The 21,227-nt window shown below is 72.4% G+C and carries 19 protein-coding genes and 1 pseudogene; 12 read left to right on the top strand and 8 right to left on the bottom strand.

Annotated features, from left to right (window positions below):
- Positions 1–134 precede the first annotated feature (134 nt).
- Complete coding sequence (locus ACFWRT_RS06190; protein ID WP_380951420.1) at positions 135–488, bottom strand: PRC-barrel domain-containing protein; 354 nt, start codon at positions 486–488, stop codon at positions 135–137.
- A gap of 362 nt (positions 489–850) precedes the next feature.
- On the opposite strand from ACFWRT_RS06190, the gene ACFWRT_RS06185 reads away from it, so the two are divergent.
- A complete protein-coding gene (locus ACFWRT_RS06185; RefSeq protein ID WP_380951419.1) occupies positions 851–1,432 on the top strand; it encodes a MarR family winged helix-turn-helix transcriptional regulator in 582 nt (193 codons plus the stop codon).
- Positions 1,433–1,596: 164 nt separating this feature from the next.
- Entirely contained in the window at positions 1,597–2,184 is a 588-nt protein-coding gene (locus ACFWRT_RS06180; RefSeq protein WP_380951418.1) for a hypothetical protein, read from the top strand.
- 24 nt (positions 2,185–2,208) lie between these two features.
- On the opposite strand, the pseudogene ACFWRT_RS06175 reads toward ACFWRT_RS06180, so the two are convergent.
- A pseudogene (locus ACFWRT_RS06175) lies at positions 2,209–2,358 on the bottom strand (DUF5713 family protein); the annotation flags it as partial.
- A gap of 249 nt (positions 2,359–2,607) precedes the next feature.
- On the opposite strand from ACFWRT_RS06175, the gene ACFWRT_RS06170 reads away from it, so the two are divergent.
- The 3 genes from ACFWRT_RS06170 to ACFWRT_RS06160 are packed head-to-tail and all read left to right on the top strand — an operon-like array spanning position 2,608 to position 5,708.
- On the top strand, positions 2,608–3,765 hold the full coding sequence (locus tag ACFWRT_RS06170; protein ID WP_030574566.1) for an acyl-CoA dehydrogenase family protein: 1,158 nt from the start codon (positions 2,608–2,610) through the stop codon (positions 3,763–3,765).
- Positions 3,766–3,804: 39 nt separating this feature from the next.
- Positions 3,805–4,692 (top strand): acyl-CoA thioesterase, encoded by an 888-nt coding sequence (locus ACFWRT_RS06165; protein ID WP_380951417.1) that lies wholly within the window; start codon positions 3,805–3,807, stop codon positions 4,690–4,692.
- Between the two features lie 38 nt (positions 4,693–4,730).
- The gene (locus tag ACFWRT_RS06160; protein ID WP_380951416.1) at positions 4,731–5,708 is read left to right on the top strand and encodes a cation diffusion facilitator family transporter; all 978 of its coding nucleotides are present in this window, start codon (positions 4,731–4,733) and stop codon (positions 5,706–5,708) included.
- A gap of 51 nt (positions 5,709–5,759) precedes the next feature.
- On the opposite strand, the gene ACFWRT_RS06155 is transcribed toward ACFWRT_RS06160, so the two are convergent.
- Positions 5,760–5,921: a DUF1905 domain-containing protein gene (locus ACFWRT_RS06155; RefSeq protein ID WP_380951415.1), complete on the bottom strand. Its 162-nt coding sequence runs from the start codon at positions 5,919–5,921 to the stop codon at positions 5,760–5,762.
- Between the two features lie 129 nt (positions 5,922–6,050).
- Entirely contained in the window at positions 6,051–6,866 is an 816-nt protein-coding gene (locus ACFWRT_RS06150; protein ID WP_380951414.1) for a phosphatase, read from the bottom strand.
- Positions 6,867–7,158: 292 nt separating this feature from the next.
- On the opposite strand from ACFWRT_RS06150, the gene ACFWRT_RS06145 reads away from it, so the two are divergent.
- Positions 7,159–8,871, top strand: coding sequence for a glycosyltransferase family 2 protein (locus ACFWRT_RS06145; RefSeq protein ID WP_380951413.1), 1,713 nt, complete (start codon positions 7,159–7,161; stop codon positions 8,869–8,871).
- A gap of 24 nt (positions 8,872–8,895) precedes the next feature.
- Positions 8,896–11,943, top strand: coding sequence for an acyltransferase family protein (locus ACFWRT_RS06140; RefSeq protein WP_380951412.1), 3,048 nt, complete (start codon positions 8,896–8,898; stop codon positions 11,941–11,943).
- A gap of 41 nt (positions 11,944–11,984) precedes the next feature.
- Here ACFWRT_RS06140 and ACFWRT_RS06135 read toward each other — a convergent pair whose 3' ends face one another.
- Positions 11,985–12,557, bottom strand: coding sequence for a TetR/AcrR family transcriptional regulator (locus ACFWRT_RS06135; RefSeq protein ID WP_380951411.1), 573 nt, complete (start codon positions 12,555–12,557; stop codon positions 11,985–11,987).
- A 154-nt stretch (positions 12,558–12,711) separates the two neighbouring features.
- On the opposite strand from ACFWRT_RS06135, the gene ACFWRT_RS06130 reads away from it, so the two are divergent.
- Entirely contained in the window at positions 12,712–13,626 is a 915-nt protein-coding gene (locus tag ACFWRT_RS06130) for an NmrA family NAD(P)-binding protein (RefSeq protein ID WP_380951410.1), read from the top strand.
- A gap of 237 nt (positions 13,627–13,863) precedes the next feature.
- Here ACFWRT_RS06130 and ACFWRT_RS06125 read toward each other — a convergent pair whose 3' ends face one another.
- A complete protein-coding gene (locus ACFWRT_RS06125) occupies positions 13,864–14,457 on the bottom strand; it encodes a DUF418 domain-containing protein (RefSeq protein WP_380951409.1) in 594 nt (197 codons plus the stop codon).
- On the opposite strand from ACFWRT_RS06125, the gene ACFWRT_RS06120 reads away from it, so the two are divergent.
- The gene (locus tag ACFWRT_RS06120) at positions 14,438–14,947 is read left to right on the top strand and encodes a hypothetical protein (protein ID WP_380951408.1); all 510 of its coding nucleotides are present in this window, start codon (positions 14,438–14,440) and stop codon (positions 14,945–14,947) included. The two genes, ACFWRT_RS06125 and ACFWRT_RS06120, sit on opposite strands and share 20 nt — an antisense overlap.
- A 212-nt stretch (positions 14,948–15,159) precedes the next feature.
- Here ACFWRT_RS06120 and ACFWRT_RS06115 read toward each other — a convergent pair whose 3' ends face one another.
- Entirely contained in the window at positions 15,160–15,825 is a 666-nt protein-coding gene (locus ACFWRT_RS06115; RefSeq protein WP_380951435.1) for a GOLPH3/VPS74 family protein, read from the bottom strand.
- Between the two features lie 111 nt (positions 15,826–15,936).
- Complete coding sequence (locus ACFWRT_RS06110) at positions 15,937–16,560, bottom strand: SACE_7040 family transcriptional regulator (RefSeq protein WP_128844493.1); 624 nt, start codon at positions 16,558–16,560, stop codon at positions 15,937–15,939.
- Between the two features lie 118 nt (positions 16,561–16,678).
- Between ACFWRT_RS06110 and ACFWRT_RS06105 the strand changes: the two genes are divergently transcribed.
- From ACFWRT_RS06105 to ACFWRT_RS06095, 3 genes are read left to right on the top strand one after another with little or no spacing between them, the layout of a single operon-like run.
- Positions 16,679–18,301: a carboxyl transferase domain-containing protein gene (locus tag ACFWRT_RS06105; RefSeq protein WP_380951407.1), complete on the top strand. Its 1,623-nt coding sequence runs from the start codon at positions 16,679–16,681 to the stop codon at positions 18,299–18,301.
- Between the two features lie 7 nt (positions 18,302–18,308).
- Entirely contained in the window at positions 18,309–20,255 is a 1,947-nt protein-coding gene (locus ACFWRT_RS06100) for an acetyl-CoA carboxylase biotin carboxylase subunit (protein ID WP_380951406.1), read from the top strand.
- Positions 20,252–21,226, top strand: a complete 975-nt coding sequence (locus ACFWRT_RS06095) for a hydroxymethylglutaryl-CoA lyase (protein ID WP_380951405.1) — start codon at positions 20,252–20,254, stop codon at positions 21,224–21,226. Before ACFWRT_RS06100 ends, ACFWRT_RS06095 begins: the two co-directional genes overlap by 4 nt.
- Position 21,227: the final 1 nt, after the last annotated feature.

Raw genomic sequence — 21,227 nt, 5'->3', positions numbered from 1 at the left:
CGCCCCGCGTCGGGTCCGCCGCCGCCCCCCCCGCCCGGCCGGCCCCCGGGACGGGCCGGGGCGGGCCCCGGGGGGGGGGGGGCCCCCCACCCTCCGCCCCCCCCCCCGCCCGTCTGCGTCTGTCGTTGTCAGGATCAGACGCGACGGTGGCGCCCGTAGTACTCGCCGGTCGTGTTGTGGAAGTCCGCGTCGCCGACGTGCTTGTCCTTGTCGAACTCCGGGGCGTCCTTGATCTGGTCCTTCGTGAGGTCGATGTAGACCTTCTGGTCGTCCGTGTCGATCCGGCTCACCGTGCCCGCCGGGAGCAGGACGTGCTTGCCGAAGATCCATACGCCGGTGTCGACCACCAGGTACGAGGACGTGACGTCGTCGGAGTGCTTGTCGACCTTGCCGATGCTGCCGTCGGTCGCCTCGACCTTGTAACCGATCAGGTCGGTGCCGACGGTGTGGCCGACGGCCGGCTGGTAGCCCCACAGGTTCTCAGACATAGAAAACTCCTTCGATCGCACCTGAATGAATTGCGTTCAGCGGACCGTGCACCCCCTGAAGAAGGCGCTCTTTCCGCCGTGCTCACTTCCTGAGCAACCGCTGACAGCCTCGTGCCCTGCGCCCTCGGCACCATGCCTGCGAACTCGTGCGTTTTTCGATCCATTTCGCGGGAATTCGATGTGCCCGCGTAGCGCCCCCGCGCAACCCAGGAAGAATCATGGGTTTCGGAACGGCTGGGGCGTCAACGCTAAGAAGAACATGCACGTAGGCGCGGACAGGGCCGTAGCTCGACCGAGGGTGTTCCAGCATGGGCGTAGAGCGTTCCGGCCCTGATCAGAGGCTCCGTGATGTGGCGCGGGCCATGCGTGGGGTCATCGAGCTGCTGGAGGTCTACTGGACGCGGGTTCCCGACGGGTTCTCGCCCGTCAGCGTGTCCGCGCCCCAGCTTCGGGTCATGTACGTGATCGAGCGTCGGGAGGGCATCAATCTGCGGCAGCTCAGTACGGAACTGGAGGCGGCACCGTCGTCGGTGAGCCGGTTGTGCGACCGGCTGGAGGCCATCGGCTTCGTACGGCGGTCCTCCAGCGCGGCCAGCCGACGTGAGGTCGAGCTGCGGCTGACCGCTCAGGGGCGGGTGCACCTGGACCGGCTGCGGGCCCGGCGGGAGGAGCGGCTGACGGCCGTTCTGGCGCGGGTGTCACCCGCCTCGCGGGCGCTCTTCATGGAGGCCGTGGAGGCCATCCGCGTCGCGCTCACCGCCGCCGTACGGACCGAGCCGGCCACACCGCCCGGATCGCCCGAACCGTCTGGCCGGTCCGGACCGGCCGCACGGCCCGGACCGGCCACACCGCCCGAGCCGCCCGACACCACCGGGGTGGAGCGGCCACCGGGCGACGGGCGACGGCGTGCCCCGGACGACGGGAGGGAGCGGCGGACCGGCTGACCGGCGCCGTGGCGCGGAGCAGAGCGGTGTGCGGGGTGACCGGAGGCGCAGCCCCGCCCTCCCCCTCGCGGGTGATGCGGAAGAGGGTGATCTCCCCCGCGCGGGTAGCGAACTCGGCTCTCCGGGGGGATTTCTCCGTGTGCCCGCGTCGCGACGATGGGGTCATGACGCTGAAGATCCTTCACCGGCCACCGCCCCCGTCCGCCCAGGACACCGAGCGGCCCGTGCCCCGCTGGGCCGTGCGCCTGGCCTACGCGCTGCCGCTGCTCCTGCTGCCGTCCTGCCTGTGGCGGCTGCCCTTCGCCCTGCACTTCGAGATGGGGCAGGTCCAGGAGGGCGGCATGCCGGCCTACTGGCTGAGCATCCCGTACGTCCTCGGGCTCAGCGTGCTGACGGAAGTCATCGCGGTCCTGACCATCGGGCTGGTCCGGGGGTGGGGCGAGGTGGCGCCCGTCTGGATACCGGTCATCGGCGGCAGACGCGTCCGGCCCTTGGCGGCCGTCGTTCCCGCGGTCCTCGGCGGTCTGGTTCTCACCCTCCTCTTCACCTCCGTCCCGATCGGTGAGGGTCGCCGGCTCACCCCGTTCGGCATCGCCGACAACGTCGGGTACAGCAACGACGCCTGGCAGGCACTGGCGACCGTGTGCATCCTCCCGCTCGCCGCGTGGGGGCCCGTCACCATCGCCCTCGCGATCGCCCACTACCGCCGCCGGGTCACCACCCGGGCTGACATATGCCGAGGCCGCCCCTGACGCTCACCACTCCCGGCCCGAGATCAGGTCCGCCGGCCGCTCCGCCTCGATTCGCTCGCACAGGCGCAGCAGCACCGCCCGGCCCCGGTCCAGGACGTGGTCCAGGTAGTAGTCGTCCTCGTACAGCGGGAGCAGAAACGCGTGCTCCGCCACCTGCCGGTTCGTGATCGTCACGATGGCCCCTCCCCATGTGCTGATCCCCACGTACTGATGCGCTCTCATCGATCGTGCACCACGCCACTGACAACGCCCCCGGCGCAGCCGCCCTCCCGCGTGCTCAGCATCACCCGGAACAGCTCCCCATCACCCTGGACAGCTCCGTGACCGACCGGTAACTTCGGAGGGGAATGAGCAAGCGCTTAGCCGTGTCCGGTGAGCGACTGCCCAGCCGAAGAAGACACCAGCCGATCAAGGAGGCACCCCGTGCGCCGTACGGTATTCAACGAGGACCACGAGGCGTTCCGGGAGACCATCCGCGCCTTCATCGCCGCCGAGGTCGTGCCGGTGTACGACGAGTGGTTCGCCGCGGGCGTCGTGCCGCGCGAGTTCTACCTCAAGCTCGGCGAGCTGGGCATCTTCGGCATCGAGGTCGACGAGGAGTACGGCGGCGCGGGCATCGACTCGCACAAGTACGAGGCCGTCATCTACGAGGAGACCGCCCGCGCCGGCGTCTCCTTCGGCGGCTCCGGCGTGCACACGCTGCTCGGCCTGCCCTACGTGAAGATGCTCGCCACCGACGAGCAGAAGAAGCGCTGGCTGCCGAAGTTCGCGACCGGCGAGGAGATGTGGGCGCTGGCGATGACCGAGCCGGGCACCGGCTCCGACGTCGCGGGCATGAAGACCACCGCCAAGCTCTCCGAGGACGGCACGCACTACGTCCTCAACGGCGCCAAGACCTTCATCACCGGTGGCGTCCACGCCGACCGCGTGATCGTCTGCGCCCGTACCGCCGCCCCGCGCGAGGACGACCGCCGCTTCGGCATCTCCCTCTTCGCCGTCGACACCAAGTCCGAGGGCTACTCGGTCGGCCGCAAGCTCGACAAGCTCGGCCTCAAGACCTCCGACACCGCCGAGCTGGCGTTCGTCGACGTCAAGGTCCCCGTCGAGGACCTCATGGGCGAGGAGAACAAGGGCTTCGGCTACCTCGGCACCAACCTGGCCTCCGAGCGCTGGGGCATCGCCTTCGGCGCGTACGCGCAGGCCGCCGCCGCCGTCCGGTTCGCCAAGGAGTACGTGCAGGAGCGCACGGTCTTCGGCAAGACCGTCGCCTCCTTCCAGAACACCAAGTTCGAGCTGGCCGCCTGCCAGGCCGAGGTGGACGCGGCCCAGGCCGTCGCCGACCGCGCGCTGGAGGCCCTGGACGCCGGTGAGCTGACGGCAGCCGAGGCGGCCTCCGCCAAGCTGTTCTGCACCGAGGTCGCGCACCGCGTGATCGACCGCTGCCTCCAGCTCCACGGCGGCTACGGGTTCATGAACGAGTACCCGATCGCCCGCCTGTACGCCGACAACCGCGTCAACCGCATCTACGGCGGCACCAGCGAGGTCATGAAGTCGATCATCGCCAAGTCCATGGGCCTGTAGAGAGCTCATAGCCGGTTCTGTAAGGACTACGTTCTCTCCATGAGCGCAGCACTCGATTCCCTGCTCGATCTGCTCGACCTGGAGCAGATCGACCGGGACATCTTCCGGGGCACGAGCCGCAGCGCGGTCGTGCCCCGGGTGTTCGGCGGGCAGGTCGCGGCCCAGGCGCTCGTCGCCGCCGGCCGGACCGTCCCCGCCGAGCGGGCCGCCCACTCCCTGCACGCGTACTTCCTGCGCGCCGGCGACCCGGGCGCGCCCATCGTCTACAGCGTCGACCGCATCCGCGACGGGAAGTCCTTCACCACCCGCCGGGTCGTCGCCGTGCAGCACGGGCAGCCGATCTTCCACCTCTCCGCGTCCTTCCAGACGTACGAGGACGGGCTGGAGCACCAGGCCGACATGCCTTCCTCCCCCGATCCTGAAACCCTGCCCACGGCCGCCGAGATGCTGCCCCGGTACGCGGACCGCTTCAGCGACCCGGGGATGGTGGACCGGCTGATCGAGGCGCGGACCGCCGTCGACCTGCGGTATGTGGACGCGCCGCCGTTCGGGACCGTGGGCGAGGCGCGTGAGCCGCGCTCGCAGGTCTGGTTCCGGACCAACGGCAAGCTCGCGGACGACCCGCTCCTGCACGTCTGCATGGCCACGTACGTCTCCGACATGACGCTGCTGGACTCGGTGCTCCTGGCCCACGGGCGGGGCGGCTGGGCGGTCGGGGACGTGGTCGGGGCGAGCCTGGACCACGCGATGTGGTTCCACCGGCCGTTCCGGGCGGACGAGTGGCTGCTGTACGACCAGGAGTCGCCGTCGGCCTCCGGCGGGCGGGGGCTGGGCCAGGCCCGGATCTACACCGCCGACGGGCGCCTGGCGATCACCGTCATCCAGGAAGGTGTCGTCCGGGTTCCCCGTGGACCTGCGGCGGGATGAGCCCCGCCTGAGGTGCTGTTTCGGACATACTCCCCATCATGAGCTCCAGGAGTGACGCGAAAGCCACGAGCGAAGCCGATGGCGGGGAGTCCACCTTCACCGTCATCGTGGCGGCCCTCGCCAACCTCGGCATCGCCGTCGCGAAAGCCGTCGCCGGGCTGATCAGCGGGTCCAGCGCGATGCTCTCCGAGGCGGCCCACTCGGTCGCGGACACCGTCACCGAGGTCATGCTCCTCGCCGCGCTCAAGCGGAGCGACAAGCCGGCCGACGAGGACCACCCTCTCGGTTACGGGCCCGAGCGCTACATCTGGGCCATGCTCGCCTCCATCGCCACCTTCGTCGGCGGTGCGGTCTTCTCGATCTACGACGGGGTGCACACCCTGATCGCGGGCGAGGAGCTGGGCGACCCCCTCGTCTCGTACATCGTCCTCGGCGTCGCCTTCCTGCTGGAGGGCTACTCGCTGCGCACCGGCGTCAAACAGGTGCGGCGCGAGGCGTCGCGGCTGCGGGTGCCGGACACGTACTACCTGCGTCACACCCCCGACACCGCCGTGAAGGCCGTCGTCATGGAGGACTCGGCGGCCCTGATCGGGCTGCTGCTGGCGGCGGGCGGGCTGCTCGGCGGGCAGCTCACGGGGTCGGGGGTCTGGGACGGGATCGCGTCCTGCCTGATCGGCCTGCTCCTCGTGTACGTGGCCTGGGTGCTCGGCCGGTCCAACGCGCAGCTCCTCATCGGGCGGCCGCTGCCTCCGGCGGTGCGGGCGGGGGTGCGGGAGGAGCTGAAATCCGTACCGCACATCGTCGACGTACTGGAGCTGACCACGCTCATCCAGGGGCCGGCCGAGATCCTGATCGCGGCGAAGGTCGACTTCCGGGACATGGCCACCGCCGAGGAGGTCGAGTGGGCCTGCGAGGAGGCGGAGGCGCAGTTGCGGGAGCGGTTTCCGTCCGTGCGGAGGGTGTATCTGGACCCGACGCCCGGGCGTGAGCAGCGGGAGCGGCGCGGCGGGGCATGAGCAGCGGGAAGGGCGCGGCGGGGCGTGAGCAGCGCGAGCGACGCCCCGGCCTTAGCGGCCGCCCATGGGGGCGATGGTCGAGCGGTACGCGTAACCGTTGACGGTCACGTTCACCGGCGGGCGCTTTCCGGCGCCGAGCGCCTCGACCACGTCCTCCGGCACCTCGATCCCGGTGTTGTTGCCGCTCAGGAACATCGTCGTGCTGAACTTCATGGCCCCGGTCCTCCGTCTGCGTCTCCGTCGGCCGCCTCCCGCCGAGGCGGCCGCTGTCCGTCCGTCTGCTGTCTGTCAGGGGAGACGGGCGCCGGGTCGGAAACTCATCGGAGCCGCCAGTTCCTGTTCCTACGCCGCCGGCTCCCGCGCGACCTCGGGCTCGTCCTCCAGCAGCCCCGCCGCGTGCAGCAGGTACTCCGTCATCGGGTCGTAGAAGCGCGGGTCGGTGACGTGGTCGTCCAGGGGGACGGTGACCTGGAGGGTGCCCTCCGCCTCGCCGAGGAAGAGGGCCGGGTCGTTGCAGTCCGCGTAACCGATCGCGTCCAGCCCGCGCTGGCCCGCGCACCCCGCCCAGCCGTGGTCCGCGACGACGAGGTCCGGCAGCGGGCGGCCCAGGTGCGCCATGGCGTCCAGGATGGCCGCCATCGGGGCCGGGGAGTGGGTGTGCCAGAGGGTGGCGCCGCGCTCCAGCATCGCGACATCGGCGAACTGGAAGACCATGCCCTCGTCCGCCATCAGCCCCGACGGGATGCGGACGATCTCGCAGCCCGCCCGGCGCAGGGCGTCCGCCGTCTGCCGGTGCACGTCCAGCATCCCGCCGGGGTGGCCGGTGGCGAAGAGGACGCGCTCCCGGCCGTCCGCCGCCTTGCGCAGGCGGGCCGCCATCCGCTCCAGGGCGTCGACCGTCAGCTCGGGGTCGATGGTGTCCTGGCCGGTCCGGTGCGCGGGGTCGTCGTTCACTCCGCAGCGCTCGGCCATCACCGCGAGCACGTCCTGCTCGTCGGTCCAGCGGTCGCCGAGCTCCAGGCCCAGCCAGTAGTGGCGGTCACCGTTGGCGAGCTTGCGGTAGTGGGAGAGGTTGTTGTCGCGAGGGGTGGCGACGTCCCCCGCGATACGCGAACGGACGAGGTGGTCGACGAGAGCGGCGCGGCTGGGTATCGGCATGCACCCATTGTGCCGCCCGGGGTGCGGGGCGTGCCCGGTGTCCCGTACGCCGGACGGGTCCGTCGCGGGCCCTTGAGTCTTCCGAGACTGTTCACCCCCGTGTGACCTGGCTCTTCCCCGGCCCGACGGGTGCGGCCCGTCGAATGGAACACCAAGAGGTCTGGACCAATTGAGTCACGCCAATCCGCTGTCTCATTTCCACCCCAGGCCTCTCTCTCGCGCAAGTGGTCTATACCTTTGGCACTAGGGTGGGCCACCTGAAACGGGTACATACGCAGCCGTGGGGGGCTTTATGACCGTGCATCACCTTCCGCAACCACCGTCCGACGACGAGCTCTACTGGTACTTCGGGCCGCAGCGCCGCTGGGTCCTGGTGAGCAGTTCGCTGGCGTTCGTCTTCACGGCGGCCACGATGTTCGCCTTCGCGTTACGGACCCCGGCCCTGTGGGCGTTCCTCGCGATCCTCGGGCTCAACGTCGTCGCGCTGGGGCTCTCCTCGGTCAACAGCCTGCGCCAGCGCCGGCTGACCCGGCCCTCGCACGAGGTCCTCGTCCACGCCTGGCAGCCCGCCGAACTGCCCACCGTCGACCTGTACTTGCCGACCTGCGGTGAACCCCTCCCCGTCCTCGACAACGCCTACCGCGCCGTCGCCGCCGTGGACTGGCCCGGCGCGCTGACCGTCTGGGTCCTGGACGACGGCGACCGGCCCGAGGTCGCGGCGCTGGCCGCCCGTTACGGCTACGCGTACGTCGTCCGGCCCGACCGGGGGCACCTGAAGAAGGCGGGCAACCTCAACCACGCCCTCTCGCTGAGCAGTTCTGAGTTCATCGCGATCCTGGACGCGGACTTCGCGCCCCGCCCGGACTTCCTGCGCCACCTCGTGCCGTATCTCGCCGACCCCGCCGTCGGCATCGTGCAGAGCCCCCAGTGCTTCGACACGGATGAGTCGATGGAGTGGATCCAGCGCGCCGCCGGTGCGGCCCAGGAGTGGTTCTTCCGCTGGATCCAGCCCTCCCGGGACGCCAGTGACGCCGCCATCTGCTGCGGCTCCAACGCCGTCTACCGGCGCAGCGCGATCGACCTCGCGGGCGGCTTCGCGCGGCTCGACCACAGCGAGGACCTGTACACCGGGCTCGCCCTGCACGAGCAGGGGTTCCGCACCCAGTACGTCCCCGTCCTGGTCGCCAAGGGCACCTCGCCCGACGCGGTCACCTCCTTCGTCAACCAGCAGTACCGGTGGGCGATGGGCAACCTCCACCTGCTCGGGACGCCCGTACTGAAGCGGATGCGGGCGCCCTGGCGGATGCGTCTCTGCTTCTACGAAGGCGTCGTCGGGTACCTCGCCACGGCCGTGAACACCTTCGCCGCGCCGCTGCCGCCGCTGGTGATGATGTTCTGGTACCCGGACCACATCCGGCCCTGGCACGTGCTGCCGCTGCTCGCCCCGCTCTGGCTCTGGCACGTGCTGCTGCCCCGGATCAGCCGCACCCGCTGGCGGGTGGAGGTGATCCGGGCCAACGTCCTCACCAGCGTGGCCGCCGCCACCGCGTTCTGGCACACCCTGCGGGGCCGCAGCGCCGCCTGGGTGCCCACCGGGGTGCGGGGCAAGGGGAGTTCGGGCTCGATGGCCCGCCGGGTGGTGGGCGTCTCGCTGGTCTGGCTGGTGCTGTCCAACGGGGCGGCGGCGGCCGGGATCGCGCTGGCCGTCGCCCGCAACGGCTGGGAGCCCAACTGGGGGCTGCTGCTCTATCTGTCGGTGCAGCTCCAGATCAATGTGCCGTTGATGCGCGACCTGTTGACCGAGCTGCGTCCGGGGGCGCGGGACGAGGTCGTCCCGAAGCCGTCACGTGGTGCGGGGGCCCGGGCCTTCCTGGTGAGCCTGCGCTCCCCGGCCGGCGTGCTGCCCCGCCGCTGGCCCGAGACACTCGCCGCCTCCGCCGTCCTCCTGCTCACCGGTCTGCTCGCCTCGGGGTGGGTCAACCCGATGCTCCCCTGGTCGAGCTGAGCCGTGCTGAAAGGCCGAACCACCATGCCCTTCCTCCTTGCTCCCGGGCCGCGCCGGAAGCCCTCCGCACCGCCGCTCGCACCGCCGCTCACACCGCCGCTCGCACCGCCGCTCACACCGCCGCTCGCACCGCCCCCGTCCGGCTCCGGCGGTGAGTCCGGACCCAGCCCGCACCGGTCCGCGTTCCGGCCCGACATCGAGGGACTGCGGGCCGTCGCCGTCCTCGCGGTCCTCGCCTTCCACGCCGAAATACCGGGCCTGGCAGGCGGGTTCGTCGGGGTGGACGTCTTCTTCGTCATCTCCGGCTACCTGATCACCGGCCTCCTGGTCCGTGAGGCCGTCAGCACCGGCCGGATCCGGCTCGGCGACTTCTTCTCCCGGCGGGCCCGGCGCCTGTTGCCCTCGGCCGCCGTGGTCCTCGCGGCGGTCGCGGTGGCCGGCGCCTGGCTGACCGTACCGCTGCGCCGCACCGACCTGGAGTACGACGTCCTCGCGGCGGCGCTCTCCGTCGCCAACTGGCGGTTCGTCTCCCAGCGGACCGACTACCTCGCCGCCGGGCACGACCAGAGCCCGCTGCTGCACTTCTGGTCGCTCGCCGTGGAGGAGCAGTTCTACCTGTTCTGGGCCCCGCTCCTCGCGGTGGTGGTGCTGTTCGTCGCCCGCGCGGTGCGGCGGGGGCGGGCCGTGCGGTCGGTCGTCGCGCTGGTGACCGGGGCGCTGGTCCTCGGCTCGTTCGCGCTGTCCCTGCACTGGACGGAGCACTCGGTCTCGCTCGCGTACCTCGGAACGCCGTCGCGTGTCTGGCAGTTCGGCGTGGGGGCGCTGCTCGCGCTGCTGCCGTGGCATCTGCTGCGCGGGCCGGTCCCGTTGCGGCTGCTGTGCGGCTGGGGCGGGGCGGCGGCGATCGGCTGGTGCGTGGTGGCGTACGACGCCTCTACGCCGTACCCGGGATACGCGGCGCTCGTCCCGACCCTGGCCACCGCCGCCGTGATCCTCGCGGCGATCCCGGGGCGGGGCGAGCGGAACGTCCAGGGCGCGTACGGGGTCGGGCGGGTGCTGGCCGGGCGCGCGCCCCGGGCGGTCGGGCGGCTCTCGTACACCCTGTACCTGTGGCACTGGCCGGTGCTCGTGCTCGCGGAGGCCCGGCTCGGTGCGCTCGGCTGGCCCGCGCGGACGGCGCTGACGCTGGCCGCCGTGCTACCCGCGCTCGCCACGATGCGCTGGGTGGAACAGCCGTTGCGCCGCAGCCGTACGGTCTCCGAACTCCCGCGCCGGGGGCTGGCGGTGGGCGTCTCGGCCGTCGTGCTGCCGGTCGCGCTGGCCCTGGTGGTGGGCACGGCGACGCTGCACCTGATGGGGCCCACCACTCCGGTGGACGTCAAGGGGCTGCCGCCGGGGGCCGCCTCCGGGCCGTCGCTGCTCGGGGCCCCCTCGGGAGACGGGCCGGTGGTGCCGAATCCGGCGCAGGCCCGCAAGGACTTCCCGCCGGACCGGAACTGCCAGGTCGCCCCGGAGGTGACCCGCAGCCCGGAGTGCCTGTTCGGGGCGGTGGACAGCCCGGACCGGATCGTGCTGCTCGGCGACTCGCACGCGGGGCAGTGGTTCTCGCCGATGCTGGCGCTGGCCTCCCAACGCGGCTGGGCACTTCAGGAGTTGGTCAAGCAAGGGTGCCCGCTGCCGCAGTTGGCGGTGGACAGCCCGCAACTGGGGCGCGCGTACCGGGAGTGCGACACCTGGCGTGCGGACGCCCTGGACCGCCTCCGTACGGGGCCCAAGCCCCGGCTCATCGTGATCGCCTCGCTCAACCGGTACACGGAGGAAGACCAACTCCTCGCCGCCGCCTGGGAGAAGACGCTGAAGCCGCTGCGGTCGATCGGCGCCCCGATCGTGTACGTCGAGGACACCCCCGTACCCGGGACGGACATCCCGGCGTGTGTCTCCGGCGCTGCGGACGGTGCGGCCGCCTGCGCGTTCGAGCGGGCGGAGGCGGTTCCGGCCGATCCGCTGGCCCGGCGGATCGCGGCGGGGGCCGTGCCGGGCGTACGGGTCATCGGCGTGAACCCGGTCCTCTGCCCGGGCGACGGCCCGACCTGCCCGGCCGTACGGGACCGCATCCTGCTCTACCGGGACGACGCCCACCTCACCAACGTGGCGGCCGTCGTGCTGACCCCGAGGCTGGAGCGGCTGCTGACGGACGCGGGGGCGCTGCCCGTCGCCACGGCGCCCGGTGCGCCGGTCGGCCACGGCTGGACCGAGCTGCTGCGGGACGACTTCGAGGGCCCGGCGGGCAGCCGCCCCTCCCCCGCGAACTGGCAGTACGACCTCGGCACCTGCTACCCCGGCTGCCCCGCCCCGCAGTGGGGCACCGGAGAGATCGAGACCATGACCGACTCGACGGACAACGTCCGCCTGGACGGGAAGGGCGCGCTGGAGATCGTGCCCACCAGGAAGGGCGACGCGTGGAGTTCGGGGCGGATCACGACCGTACGTTCCGACTTCGCACCGCCGCCCGGCGGAGTGCTGCGGATCGAGGCGTCGATCGCGCTGCCGGACGTGACCGGGCCGAAGGCGGCGGGGTACTGGCCCGCGTTCTGGACCCTGGGCGCCGAGCTGCGCGACGGCTACACGGGGTGGCCGGGCGTCGGGGAGCTGGACGTCATGGAGTCCGTCAACGGCCGGGACACCGTGTTCGGTTCGATGCACTGCGGGGTGCTGGAGGGCGGGCCGTGCGAGGAGCCGGTGGGGCTGACGTCGGGTCCGCAGGCGTGCGCGACCTGCCGTACGGAGTTCCACGCGTACGCCGTGGAGGTGGACCTCGGGGTGGGTGAGGTGCGCTGGTACCTGGACGGGCGGGTGTACCACCGGGTGAGCGCCGGGCGGATGGACGCCGGGACCTGGAAGCGGGCGGTGGACCACGGGGTGTTCCTGATCCTGAACGTGGCGATCGGCGGCAAGCTGCCGGCCGCGGACGGCGCGACGGCGGGGCCCGCTACCGAGCCGGGGCACCCGATGCGGGTCGATCAGGTCACGGTGAGAGTCAAGGGCGGGGCGGTCGGGGGCGGGGCGGGGTAGCGCGGTCAGGGCCGGGGGCCCGGGGCCGGGGCCGGTGCCGGTCAGCGGCTCGGGCTGAGCCCCTCGACGGTGAGGGTGAAGAGGCGGTCGGCCTGGATCGCCGGCTCGGTGTGGTGCTCGGTGGCCAGGGCGATGCCGACGGCGAGGGTGATCAGGTCGTGGAAGGTGACGCCCGGCCTGATCACCTCGTCGCGCAGGGCGCGGCGGAGCAGCGGGGTGGCCGCGGCTTCGAGCACCGCGCCGCAGGAGTGGCCCCCGGAGGGGTCGGCGGGGGCGTCGGTGGGGGGCTCGTAGGTGAGGGCGTCCGCGAGCCCCCGGGCGGAGACGGCGTACCGCACGAGGCCGTGGAGCCAGTCCAGCAGCGCGGCCCGGCTGTCGTCGGCGCGGGTCAGCTCGTCCGCGCGCTCGCAGAGGGCCTGGATGCGTTCCTGGAAGACGGCTTCGAGGAGGGCCTGGCGGGTGGGGAAGTGGCGGCGCACGGTGGCGGAGCCGACGCCGGCGGTACGGGCGACCTGCTCCAGGGAGGCGGCGGCACCGTGCCGGGCGACCTCCGCCTCGGCCACGGCCAGGATGCGGCTGTAGTTGCGGCGGGCGTCCGAACGCTGACCGGTCACGTGCTCTCCGTTCTCTGTCTCTTGCTTCTCTGCTTGCTCTGCTTGCTCTGCTTGCTAAGTGGTGGGCCCCGCCATATCGTAGCGAGGGCAAAACGGCGGGCCCCGCCGTTTTGTGCTCGCGGCCCCGTCAGCGCTCACCCGAGGAGACATAGCCATGGCATCACCCTCTGCCCCCGTACTGGTCACCGGCGCCACCGGGCGCCAGGGCGGGGCGGTCGCCCGAGCACTGCTGGCCGCCGGGGTGCCGGTGCGCGCGCTGGTGCGCGACCCGCACGCCCCGCGCGCGCGGGCCGTCGAGGCGCTGGGCGTCGAGCTGGTCACCGGAGACCTCTCCGACCGGTCCTCGCTGGACCCGGCCTGCGCGGGCGTCCGTGCCGTGTTCTCCGTACAGATGCCGCCGATGGACGAGAGCGGAGCCGACTTCGCCGCGGAGCTGGCGCAGGCGACCCATCTGATCGAGGCGGCGCGGGCTGCCGACGTGCCCCAGTTCGTCCAGTCCTCGACCAGCGGGGTCGGGCGGCACACGGAGACCCCGGGCTGGGCGGAGGGCCGCTGGGCGGCCATGGCGGGATACTTCGACACCAAGCAGGCGATCATGGAGAAGGTGCGCGGGGCGGGCTTCGCCCGCTGGACCGTGATCAAGCCCGCGTTCTTCATGGACAACCTGCCCCAACTGGCGCCCCACGGGCCCGAGGGCGGTCTGGCGACGGTCCTGTTGCCGGACACGCCCCTGGCGCTGGTGGCGACGGAGGACATCGGTGCGGCGGCCGCCCACGCCGTCCGGGAGCCGGACCGCTTCCACGAGGTGGAGCTGGAGCTCGCCGGCGAGGTGCTCACCATGACGGAGGTCGCCCGGACGCTGTCCACCGCGTGGGGCGTTCCGGTGGAGGCGCCCACGATGACCCTCGACGAGGCGCTCGCGGCGGGCATGCCCGCATGGGGCGCCGGGCACGTCTGGAGCAACGCCATCCTCCAGCCCGCCCGCCCCGAACTCGCCCTGGAGCTGGGGATTCCGGTGACCACGTTCGCCGCCTGGACGCAGGCGCACCTGACGGCGGCCTCTCGGTAGGGAACGGACAGCCGCGGCCGCCGAACCCTGCGGCGCACCGGCCACGCGCGGGTCCCTCCCCCGTTACCCGGGGACCCGCGCGAGCCGTCGTGCGGGCCGACCGGTCCTGCGACACGGTCGGCCGGGGCCCGGAGCCGCACCTGGGTGCGGGCCTTTCCGGGCACCGGAAGTATCGCCTTTCGTACGCGGGCGGGGCGAACGCTTTTCCGGCGCAATCCCCGCCGAGGAGAAGCCTGTTCAGGCGCGAGGAGTGGGCCGCCCCCACAACGTGACCGTGCGCAGCAGCCGTTCGACCGGGCCGAGCCGGTGGCGCCTCATCAGCCGGGCGGAGGCGGCGAGTTGGCACCCGTAGAAGAGAAGTGCCCCGCCCAGCACGGCCGCCGCGCCGACCCGGCCGTACAGGGCGGCCCCGTAACCGGTGAGGACGAGGGCCATCACCAGGGACTGCGCCAGGTAGTTGGTGAGGGCCATGCGTCCGGCCGGGGCCAGCCGGGCGGCGAGGCGGGCGCCGCGCGGGGTGGTGAACCAGAGGAGCAGGCCGCTCGCGTACGCGGCACTGAGCGCCGGTGCGGTCAGCATGCCGAGGATGAACGCCGGGATCTGCCAGCGGGCGCCCAGCGGCCCCACCGTGCCCGCCGCCATGAGCGCGCCGCCGGGCAGCCCGACGACCAGGCCCCAGAAGCAGATCCGGCGCAGCCGGGCCGCGCGGGCCGGGCTGTCGGCGGGCGCCAGGAGGCGGCGCCTGCCCGCGACGAACCCGGCCAGGAAAGCGGCGACGACCATGCCGCCCATCATGAGGAGCCCGGCCAGGATGTCGCTCCAGGCGTCCATGTTGGCGCGGACCACGTCCGCCGGCCCGCCCCGGTACGCGGCGGTCAGCTCGGCTGCGGAGGGCCGTGGAGGCCGCGAGGCCCTCATCGCCCTCGCCCGTGTCCGCCAGCGCCACGGCCAGCCCGAGGAGCAGGTAGAGCGCGGCCACGACCCCGTACACCCACAGCGCGGCACGCCACATCCTGGCCGGATCGACGGCACGGGCGGCGAAGAGGATCAGGCCGAGGACGGCGTACGTGGTGAGGATGTCGCCCGGGTACAGCAGGACCGCGTGCAGCGCGCCGAGCACGAACAGACCGAGGAGGCGGCGCAGCATCCTGGGTGCGAAGGGGGCACCGTCGCGCTCGGCCGCGTCCATCTGGAGGGTGAAGCTGTAGCCGAAGAGGAAGGAGAACAGCAGGTAGAACTTGGTCTGCACGAGCGCCACGACGAGCCAGTGCGCCAATTGGTCCAGACCATTGGCGGTTGGCCCGGCGGTGCCGTCGCGTAGTCCGTCGATGCCGGCCATCACCAGGACGTTGGCGAGGAAGATGCCGCAGAGCGCGAACCCGCGCAGCGCGTCGACCTCGATGATGCGGCGGGGCCGGGGCACCACGGCCGCAGCCCCGGCGCCCGCCCCGGCCTCAGCCCCGGCGCTCGCCCCGGTCGCAGCCCCGGCCGGTGCAGCCGTAACGGGTACGGATTCGACGGCTTCCGGGCGCTTCACGGGACCACGGAGAGGACCGTCACCACGGTCACCGTGGAGATCGCGGCATGGAGGTTGCGGATCGCCTCCCCGACGCTCACGCCCGCCCAGTGGCCGTCGGCGATCTCCTCCAAGCGCGGGGTCACCTGCTTCTTCGGCAGGCCGGGGAAGGCCTGCGGGTGCATGCCGGTGGAGTGCACCAGGGCGACCAGCGCACTCGTACGGGCGTCCGGTTCGGCCCCGTCCAGCACCACCGCGGCCAGCCGGTCCCGCAGCTCACGCTCGACGGAGCCGTCGGCCTCCGGGTAGCGGCGCACCGGGAAGACGCCGAGGGCCCGGTGCCGCTCCTCGGTCACCAGGCCGCGGGCGCAGAGGCTGTCCACGACGTCCTGCGAGCCCTTCACGTGCTCCCGGGTCAGCCACTCGACCACCTTGCGGCTGCTGGAGGCCCCGTGGACCCAGCGCACCAGCCGGTCGAGCCGTCCATCCAGGAGGGCGTCGCCGGTCGGGGTCGGGTCGAAGACCTCGACGCGGCCGCCCTTCACCGTGACGCGGCCGGCCATGACCAGCTCCAGGAGCATGCCCGCGGCCACGCCCCAGCGCGCCGCCGACTCCCCCTTCGCCGCGCCGGTCGTGTCGTCCAGCGACAGCAGCATGATCTCTTCGCCCAGCGAGACGGCCATGGTCAGGCTCCCCCGTACTTTCTTCGTCCCCATCGGTTTCCTGGTCCTGATCGGTCAGACGTGAAGTACGCGACCGGGGTTGCCCGACGACGGAAACACCTGCTCAGACGCTCAGACAGGGTGCGCGGCCGCCGCGGCGAACGCCCCGCGCGCCAGTCGGTGCAGCAGCGCGGCGGTGGCCTCGCGGCCGGGTCGGGCCTCCGGGCGGGCCAGGTGCGGGGTGGAGTTCAGCAGGCCGAAGACTGCGTGCACGGTGACGCGGGCCTCGTTCTCGGGCAGGCCGGGGTAGAGGGCGCGGACGACGCCCACCCAGACCTCCACGTACTCGCGCTGGAGCCGCCGCACCCGCTTGCGGTCCGTGTCGCGCAGCCGGTCCAGCTCGCGGTCATGGAGGGTGATGAGGGGGCGGTCGTCGAGGGCGAAGTCGATGTGGCCCTCGATGAGCGCGTCCAGGAGCGCTTCCGGGGAGCCGTCGCCCCGGGACGCGTCCTCCGACACCCGCAGGCGGCCGCCGTCCAGCAGCCGCTCGCTGATCCCGACCAGCAGTTCGGCGAGCATCGCGTCCTTGCCGGGGAAGTGGCGGTAGAGGCCGGGGCCGCTGATACCGACCGCGGCGCCTATCTCGTCGACGCCGACACCGTGGAAGCCGCGCTCGGCGAAGAGGCGCGCGGCCTCCCGCAGGATCTGCTCGCGGCGGGTGGGGGCCGCGACGCGGGCGGCGGCATGGGTGCTCATGAGGATTCATTCTAGACAGGGTCGTTAGCGGTCGTTAACCTGAGGGAAACGCGTTAACGCTCATTAACAGCACGTCAACGCTTTCACCACTGCGGTACGGGCAAGGGGGCTCGACACGATGCAGCAGGCACCGGTCCTGGCGAGCGCGGCCGATCCCGCCTCGGAGGCCTGGCAGGCCAACGAGGCGGCGCATCACGCGCTCGCCGACGAGCTGGCGGCACGGCTCGCCACGGCACGGCTGGGCGGGGGTGAGAAGGCGCGGGCCCGCCACGAGGCGCGCGGCAAGCTGCTCCCCCGGGACCGGGTGGACACCCTCCTCGACCCGGGTTCGCCGTTCCTGGAGCTGGCCCCGCTGGCGGCGAACGGGATGTACGGGGACCAGGCCCCCGCCGCCGGCGTCATCGCGGGCATCGGGCGAGTCTCCGGCCGTGAGTGCGTGATCGTCGCCAATGACGCGACCGTCAAGGGCGGCACGTACTACCCGCTGACCGTGAAGAAGCACCTGCGCGCGCAGGAGGTGGCGCTGGAGAACCGGCTCCCCTGCCTCTACCTGGTCGACTCGGGCGGCGCCTTCCTGCCGATGCAGGACGAGGTGTTCCCCGACCGGGACCACTTCGGGCGGATCTTCTACAACCAGGCCCGCCTGTCGGCGGCCGGCATTCCGCAGATCGCGGCGGTGCTGGGCTCCTGCACGGCGGGCGGGGCGTATGTCCCGGCGATGAGCGACGAGGCCGTCATCGTCCGCGACCAGGGCACGATCTTCCTCGGCGGCCCGCCGCTGGTGAAGGCCGCGACCGGTGAGGTCGTCACGGCGGAGGAGCTGGGCGGCGGCGAGGTCCACTCCCGTATCTCCGGCGTCACCGACCACCTCGCGGAGGACGACGCGCACGCTCTGCGTATCGTCCGCAACATCGTCGCGACCCTCCCGGACCGCGCCCCGCTCCCCTGGTCGGTCGAGCCGGCCGAGGAGCCGAAAGTGGACCCGGCGGGTCTGTACGGCGCGGTGCCGGTCGATTCCCGGACGCCGTACGACGTACGCGAGGTCATCGCCCGGGTGGTCGACGGCTCGCGCTTCCAGGAGTTCAAGGCGGAGTACGGTGCGACGCTGATCACCGGCTTCGCCCGCATCCACGGCCACCCCGTCGGCATCGTCGCGAACAACGGCATCCTCTTCGCCGAGTCCGCCCAGAAGGGCGCGCACTTCATCGAGCTGTGCGACCAGCGCGGCATCCCGCTCGTCTTCCTCCAGAACATCTCCGGCTTCATGGTCGGCAAGGACTACGAGCACGGCGGCATCGCCAAGCACGGCGCCAAGATGGTCACCGCGGTCGCCACGACCCGCGTGCCGAAGCTGACGGTCGTGGTCGGCGGCTCGTACGGGGCGGGCAACTACTCGATGTGCGGCCGGGCCTACAGCCCCCGCTTCCTGTGGATGTGGCCCAACGCCAAGATCTCCGTCATGGGCGGCGAGCAGGCGGCCTCCGTGCTGGCCACCGTCAAGCGCGACCAGCTCGGCGACGAGTGGAGCGCCGAGGACGAGGAAACGTTCAAGGCCCCGATCCGCGCCCAGTACGAGAGTCAGGGCAACGCGTACTACGCCTCCGCCCGCCTCTGGGACGACGGCGTGATCGACCCCGTGGACACCCGCCAGGTGCTGGGCCTCGCCCTCACGGCCTGCGCCAACGCCCCGCTGCCGCAGAAGGACCCGGCCGGTCCCGGCTTCGGCGTCTTCCGGATGTGAGGAACAGATGACGACGATGTTCGACACCGTGCTGGTCGCCAACCGCGGCGAGATCGCCGTCCGGGTGATCCGGACCCTGCGGGAGCTGGGGGTGCGCTCGGTCGCGGTCTTCAGCGACGCGGACGCGGACGCCCGGCACGTACGGGAGGCGGACACGGCGGTACGGATCGGCCCGCCGCCGGCCGCCGAGAGCTACTTGAACGTGCCCGCGCTCCTGGAGGCGGCCCGCCGCACGGGCGCGCAGGCCGTCCACCCCGGCTACGGATTCCTCGCGGAGAACGCGGAGTTCGCCGCCGCCTGCACGGAGGCGGGGCTGGTCTTCATCGGCCCGCCCGCCTCCGCGATCTCGCTGATGGGCGACAAGATCCGGGCGAAGGAGACGGTCGCGGCCTACGGGGTCCCGGTCGTCCCGGGTTCGTCCGGCAGTGGCCTCACCGACGCCCAACTGGAGTCGGCGGCACACGAGATCGGCACCCCGGTCCTGCTGAAGCCCTCCGCGGGCGGCGGCGGCAAGGGCATGCGCCTGGTCCGGGACGCGGCGGTGCTGGCGGAGGAGATCGCGGCGGCGCGACGCGAGGCCAGGGCCTCCTTCGGCGACGACACCCTCCTCGTCGAGCGGTGGATCGACCGCCCGCGCCACATCGAGATCCAGGTCCTGGCCGACGCCCACGGCAACGTGATCCACCTCGGTGAGCGCGAGTGCTCGCTCCAGCGCCGCCACCAGAAGATCATCGAGGAGGCGCCGTCCGTCCTCCTCACTCCACAGACCCGGGCGGCGATGGGCGAGGCGGCCGTGCAGGCGGCACGTAGTTGCGGCTATGTCGGCGCGGGGACCGTGGAGTTCATCGTCCCGGGCAACGACCCGGCCTCGTACTACTTCATGGAGATGAACACCCGCCTCCAGGTCGAGCACCCGGTCACCGAGCTGATCACGGGCCTGGACCTGGTGGAGTGGCAGCTACGGGTGGCGTCGGGCGAGCAACTCCCGTACGCACAGAAGGACATCACGCTCACTGGCTGGGCGATCGAGGCCCGGGTCTGCGCCGAGGACCCCTCCCGGGGCTTCCTGCCGTCCGGCGGTACGGTGCTGGCGCTGCGCGAGCCGCAGGGCGGCGGGGTGCGGACGGACTCGGGGCTCAGCGAGGGCGTGCCGGTGGGCAGCCTGTACGACCCGATGCTGTCGAAGGTGATCGCGTACGGCCCCGACCGCGCGACCGCCATCCGCAAGCTGCGGGCGGCGCTCGCGGACACGGTGATCCTGGGCGTCCCGACCAACGCGGGTTTCCTGCGCCGCCTGTTGGCCCACCCGGACGTGGTCTCCGGCAGCCTGGACACGGGGTTGGTGGAGCGCGAGGCGGAGGGCCTGGTGCCGGACGGCGTACCGGACGAGGTGTACGCGGCGGCTGCGGCGGTGCGGGGTGAGGCGCTGGCGCCCCGGCCGGACGCGGGGGGCTGGACGGACCCGTTCTCGGTGCCGAGCGGATGGCGCACGGGGGGTGTGCGGGTGCCGTTGGCGTTCCCGCTGCGGGTGTCGGGCGCGGACCCGGTGACGTACGAAGCTCCTGCGGGCGCGACGGTGACGGCCGACCGGGTCACGGTCGAACTCGACGGCACGGTCGGCCACTTCCACCGCTCCGGCGACTGGCTCGGCCGGGACGGCGACACCTGGCACGTCCAGGACCACGACCCGGTGGAGGCGTCCCTGAGCGGCGCGGGCCGGAGCGGGGCGGACACGCTGGCGGCGCCGATGCCGGGCACGGTCACGGTGGTGAAGGTGGCCGTCGGGGACGAGGTCGAGGCGGGCCAGAGCCTGCTCGTGGTGGAGGCGATGAAGATGGAGCACGTGATCTCCGCGCCGCACGCGGGTACGGTCACGGAACTGGACGTCACGGCGGGGGCGACGGTGGCGATGGACCAGATCCTGGCGGTAGTGGCCCCTCGGGAGGACTCATGACCACGCGTCCACTCCCCATGAAGATCCCGGCCCCCGGTCTGCCGGCCCGGGTCCGGATCCACGAGGTCGGGGCCCGGGACGGCCTGCAGAACGAGAAGGAGACCGTCCCGACGGCGGTGAAGGCGGAGTTCATCCGCCGCCTGGCGGTGGCGGGCCTGACGACCATCGAGGCGACGAGCTTCGTGCACCCGAAGTGGGTGCCCCAACTGGCCGACGCCGAAGCCCTGTTCCCCCTCCTCGGGGACATCGCGGACGTGGGCGACGTCTCCCTCCCGGTCCTCGTGCCGAACGAACGCGGCCTGGACCGGGCGCTGGCGCTCGGGGCCCGCTCGATCGCGGTGTTCGGCTCGGCCACGGAGACGTTCGCGGCCCGCAACCTGAACCGTACGGTCGACGAGTCGCTGGCCATGTTCGCGCCGGTGGTGGCCCGGGCGAAGGCGGAGAAGGTGCACGTGCGCGGGTACCTGTCGATGTGCTTCGGCGACCCGTGGGAGGGCGCGGTGGAGGTCGCGCAGGTGGTCAGGGTCGCGAAGGCGCTGATGGACCTGGGCTGCGACGAGCTGTCGCTGGGCGACACGATCGGGGTGGCGACGCCGGGCCACGTAACGGCGCTGCTGACAGCCCTGAACGATTCCGCCGTCCCCACCGAGTCGATCGGCGTCCACTTCCACGACACGTACGGCCAGGCGCTGTCCAACACCCTGGCCGCGCTCCAACACGGGGTGACCACGGTCGACGCCTCGGCCGGCGGCCTGGGCGGCTGCCCGTACGCGAAGAGCGCCACGGGCAATCTCGCCACCGAGGACCTGGTCTGGATGCTCGACGGCCTGGGCATCGAGACGGGCGTCGACCTGTCCGAACTGACGGCCACCAGTGCCTGGCTGGCCGGACACCTGGGCCGACCGAGCCCATCCCGCACGGTCCGCGCCCTGACCCCTCCCCCTTCTTCTTCCACCTCCCACAAGGAGTGAC

Source organism: Streptomyces cyaneofuscatus, from assembly GCF_042718795.1.
GTDB lineage: Bacteria > Actinomycetota > Actinomycetes > Streptomycetales > Streptomycetaceae > Streptomyces > Streptomyces cyaneofuscatus_A.
This window is presented reverse-complemented; position numbering and strand designations above follow the sequence as displayed.

Excerpts from the sequence above, each read along its gene's own strand:
- ACFWRT_RS06155 (WP_380951415.1), bottom strand. The coding sequence starts at position 5,921 with ATGAAGTTCAGCACGACGATGTTCCTGAGCGGCAACAACACCGGGATC.
- ACFWRT_RS06190 (WP_380951420.1), bottom strand. The coding sequence starts at position 488 with ATGTCTGAGAACCTGTGGGGCTACCAGCCGGCCGTCGGCCACACCGTC.
- ACFWRT_RS06105 (WP_380951407.1), top strand. The coding sequence starts at position 16,679 with ATGCAGCAGGCACCGGTCCTGGCGAGCGCGGCCGATCCCGCCTCGGAG.
- ACFWRT_RS06100 (WP_380951406.1), top strand. The coding sequence starts at position 18,309 with ATGACGACGATGTTCGACACCGTGCTGGTCGCCAACCGCGGCGAGATC.
- ACFWRT_RS06125 (WP_380951409.1), bottom strand. The coding sequence starts at position 14,457 with ATGGACGCCTGGAGCGACATCCTGGCCGGGCTCCTCATGATGGGCGGC.
- ACFWRT_RS06180 (WP_380951418.1), top strand. The coding sequence starts at position 1,597 with ATGACGCTGAAGATCCTTCACCGGCCACCGCCCCCGTCCGCCCAGGAC.
- ACFWRT_RS06160 (WP_380951416.1), top strand. The coding sequence starts at position 4,731 with ATGAGCTCCAGGAGTGACGCGAAAGCCACGAGCGAAGCCGATGGCGGG.
- ACFWRT_RS06130 (WP_380951410.1), top strand. The coding sequence starts at position 12,712 with ATGGCATCACCCTCTGCCCCCGTACTGGTCACCGGCGCCACCGGGCGC.
- ACFWRT_RS06095 (WP_380951405.1), top strand. The coding sequence starts at position 20,252 with ATGACCACGCGTCCACTCCCCATGAAGATCCCGGCCCCCGGTCTGCCG.
- ACFWRT_RS06140 (WP_380951412.1), top strand. The coding sequence starts at position 8,896 with ATGCCCTTCCTCCTTGCTCCCGGGCCGCGCCGGAAGCCCTCCGCACCG.
- ACFWRT_RS06110 (WP_128844493.1), bottom strand. The coding sequence starts at position 16,560 with ATGAGCACCCATGCCGCCGCCCGCGTCGCGGCCCCCACCCGCCGCGAG.
- ACFWRT_RS06165 (WP_380951417.1), top strand. The coding sequence starts at position 3,805 with ATGAGCGCAGCACTCGATTCCCTGCTCGATCTGCTCGACCTGGAGCAG.
- ACFWRT_RS06120 (WP_380951408.1), top strand. The coding sequence starts at position 14,438 with ATGTCGCTCCAGGCGTCCATGTTGGCGCGGACCACGTCCGCCGGCCCG.
- ACFWRT_RS06115 (WP_380951435.1), bottom strand. The coding sequence starts at position 15,825 with ATGGCCGTCTCGCTGGGCGAAGAGATCATGCTGCTGTCGCTGGACGAC.
- ACFWRT_RS06185 (WP_380951419.1), top strand. The coding sequence starts at position 851 with ATGCGTGGGGTCATCGAGCTGCTGGAGGTCTACTGGACGCGGGTTCCC.
- ACFWRT_RS06150 (WP_380951414.1), bottom strand. The coding sequence starts at position 6,866 with ATGCCGATACCCAGCCGCGCCGCTCTCGTCGACCACCTCGTCCGTTCG.
- ACFWRT_RS06145 (WP_380951413.1), top strand. The coding sequence starts at position 7,159 with ATGACCGTGCATCACCTTCCGCAACCACCGTCCGACGACGAGCTCTAC.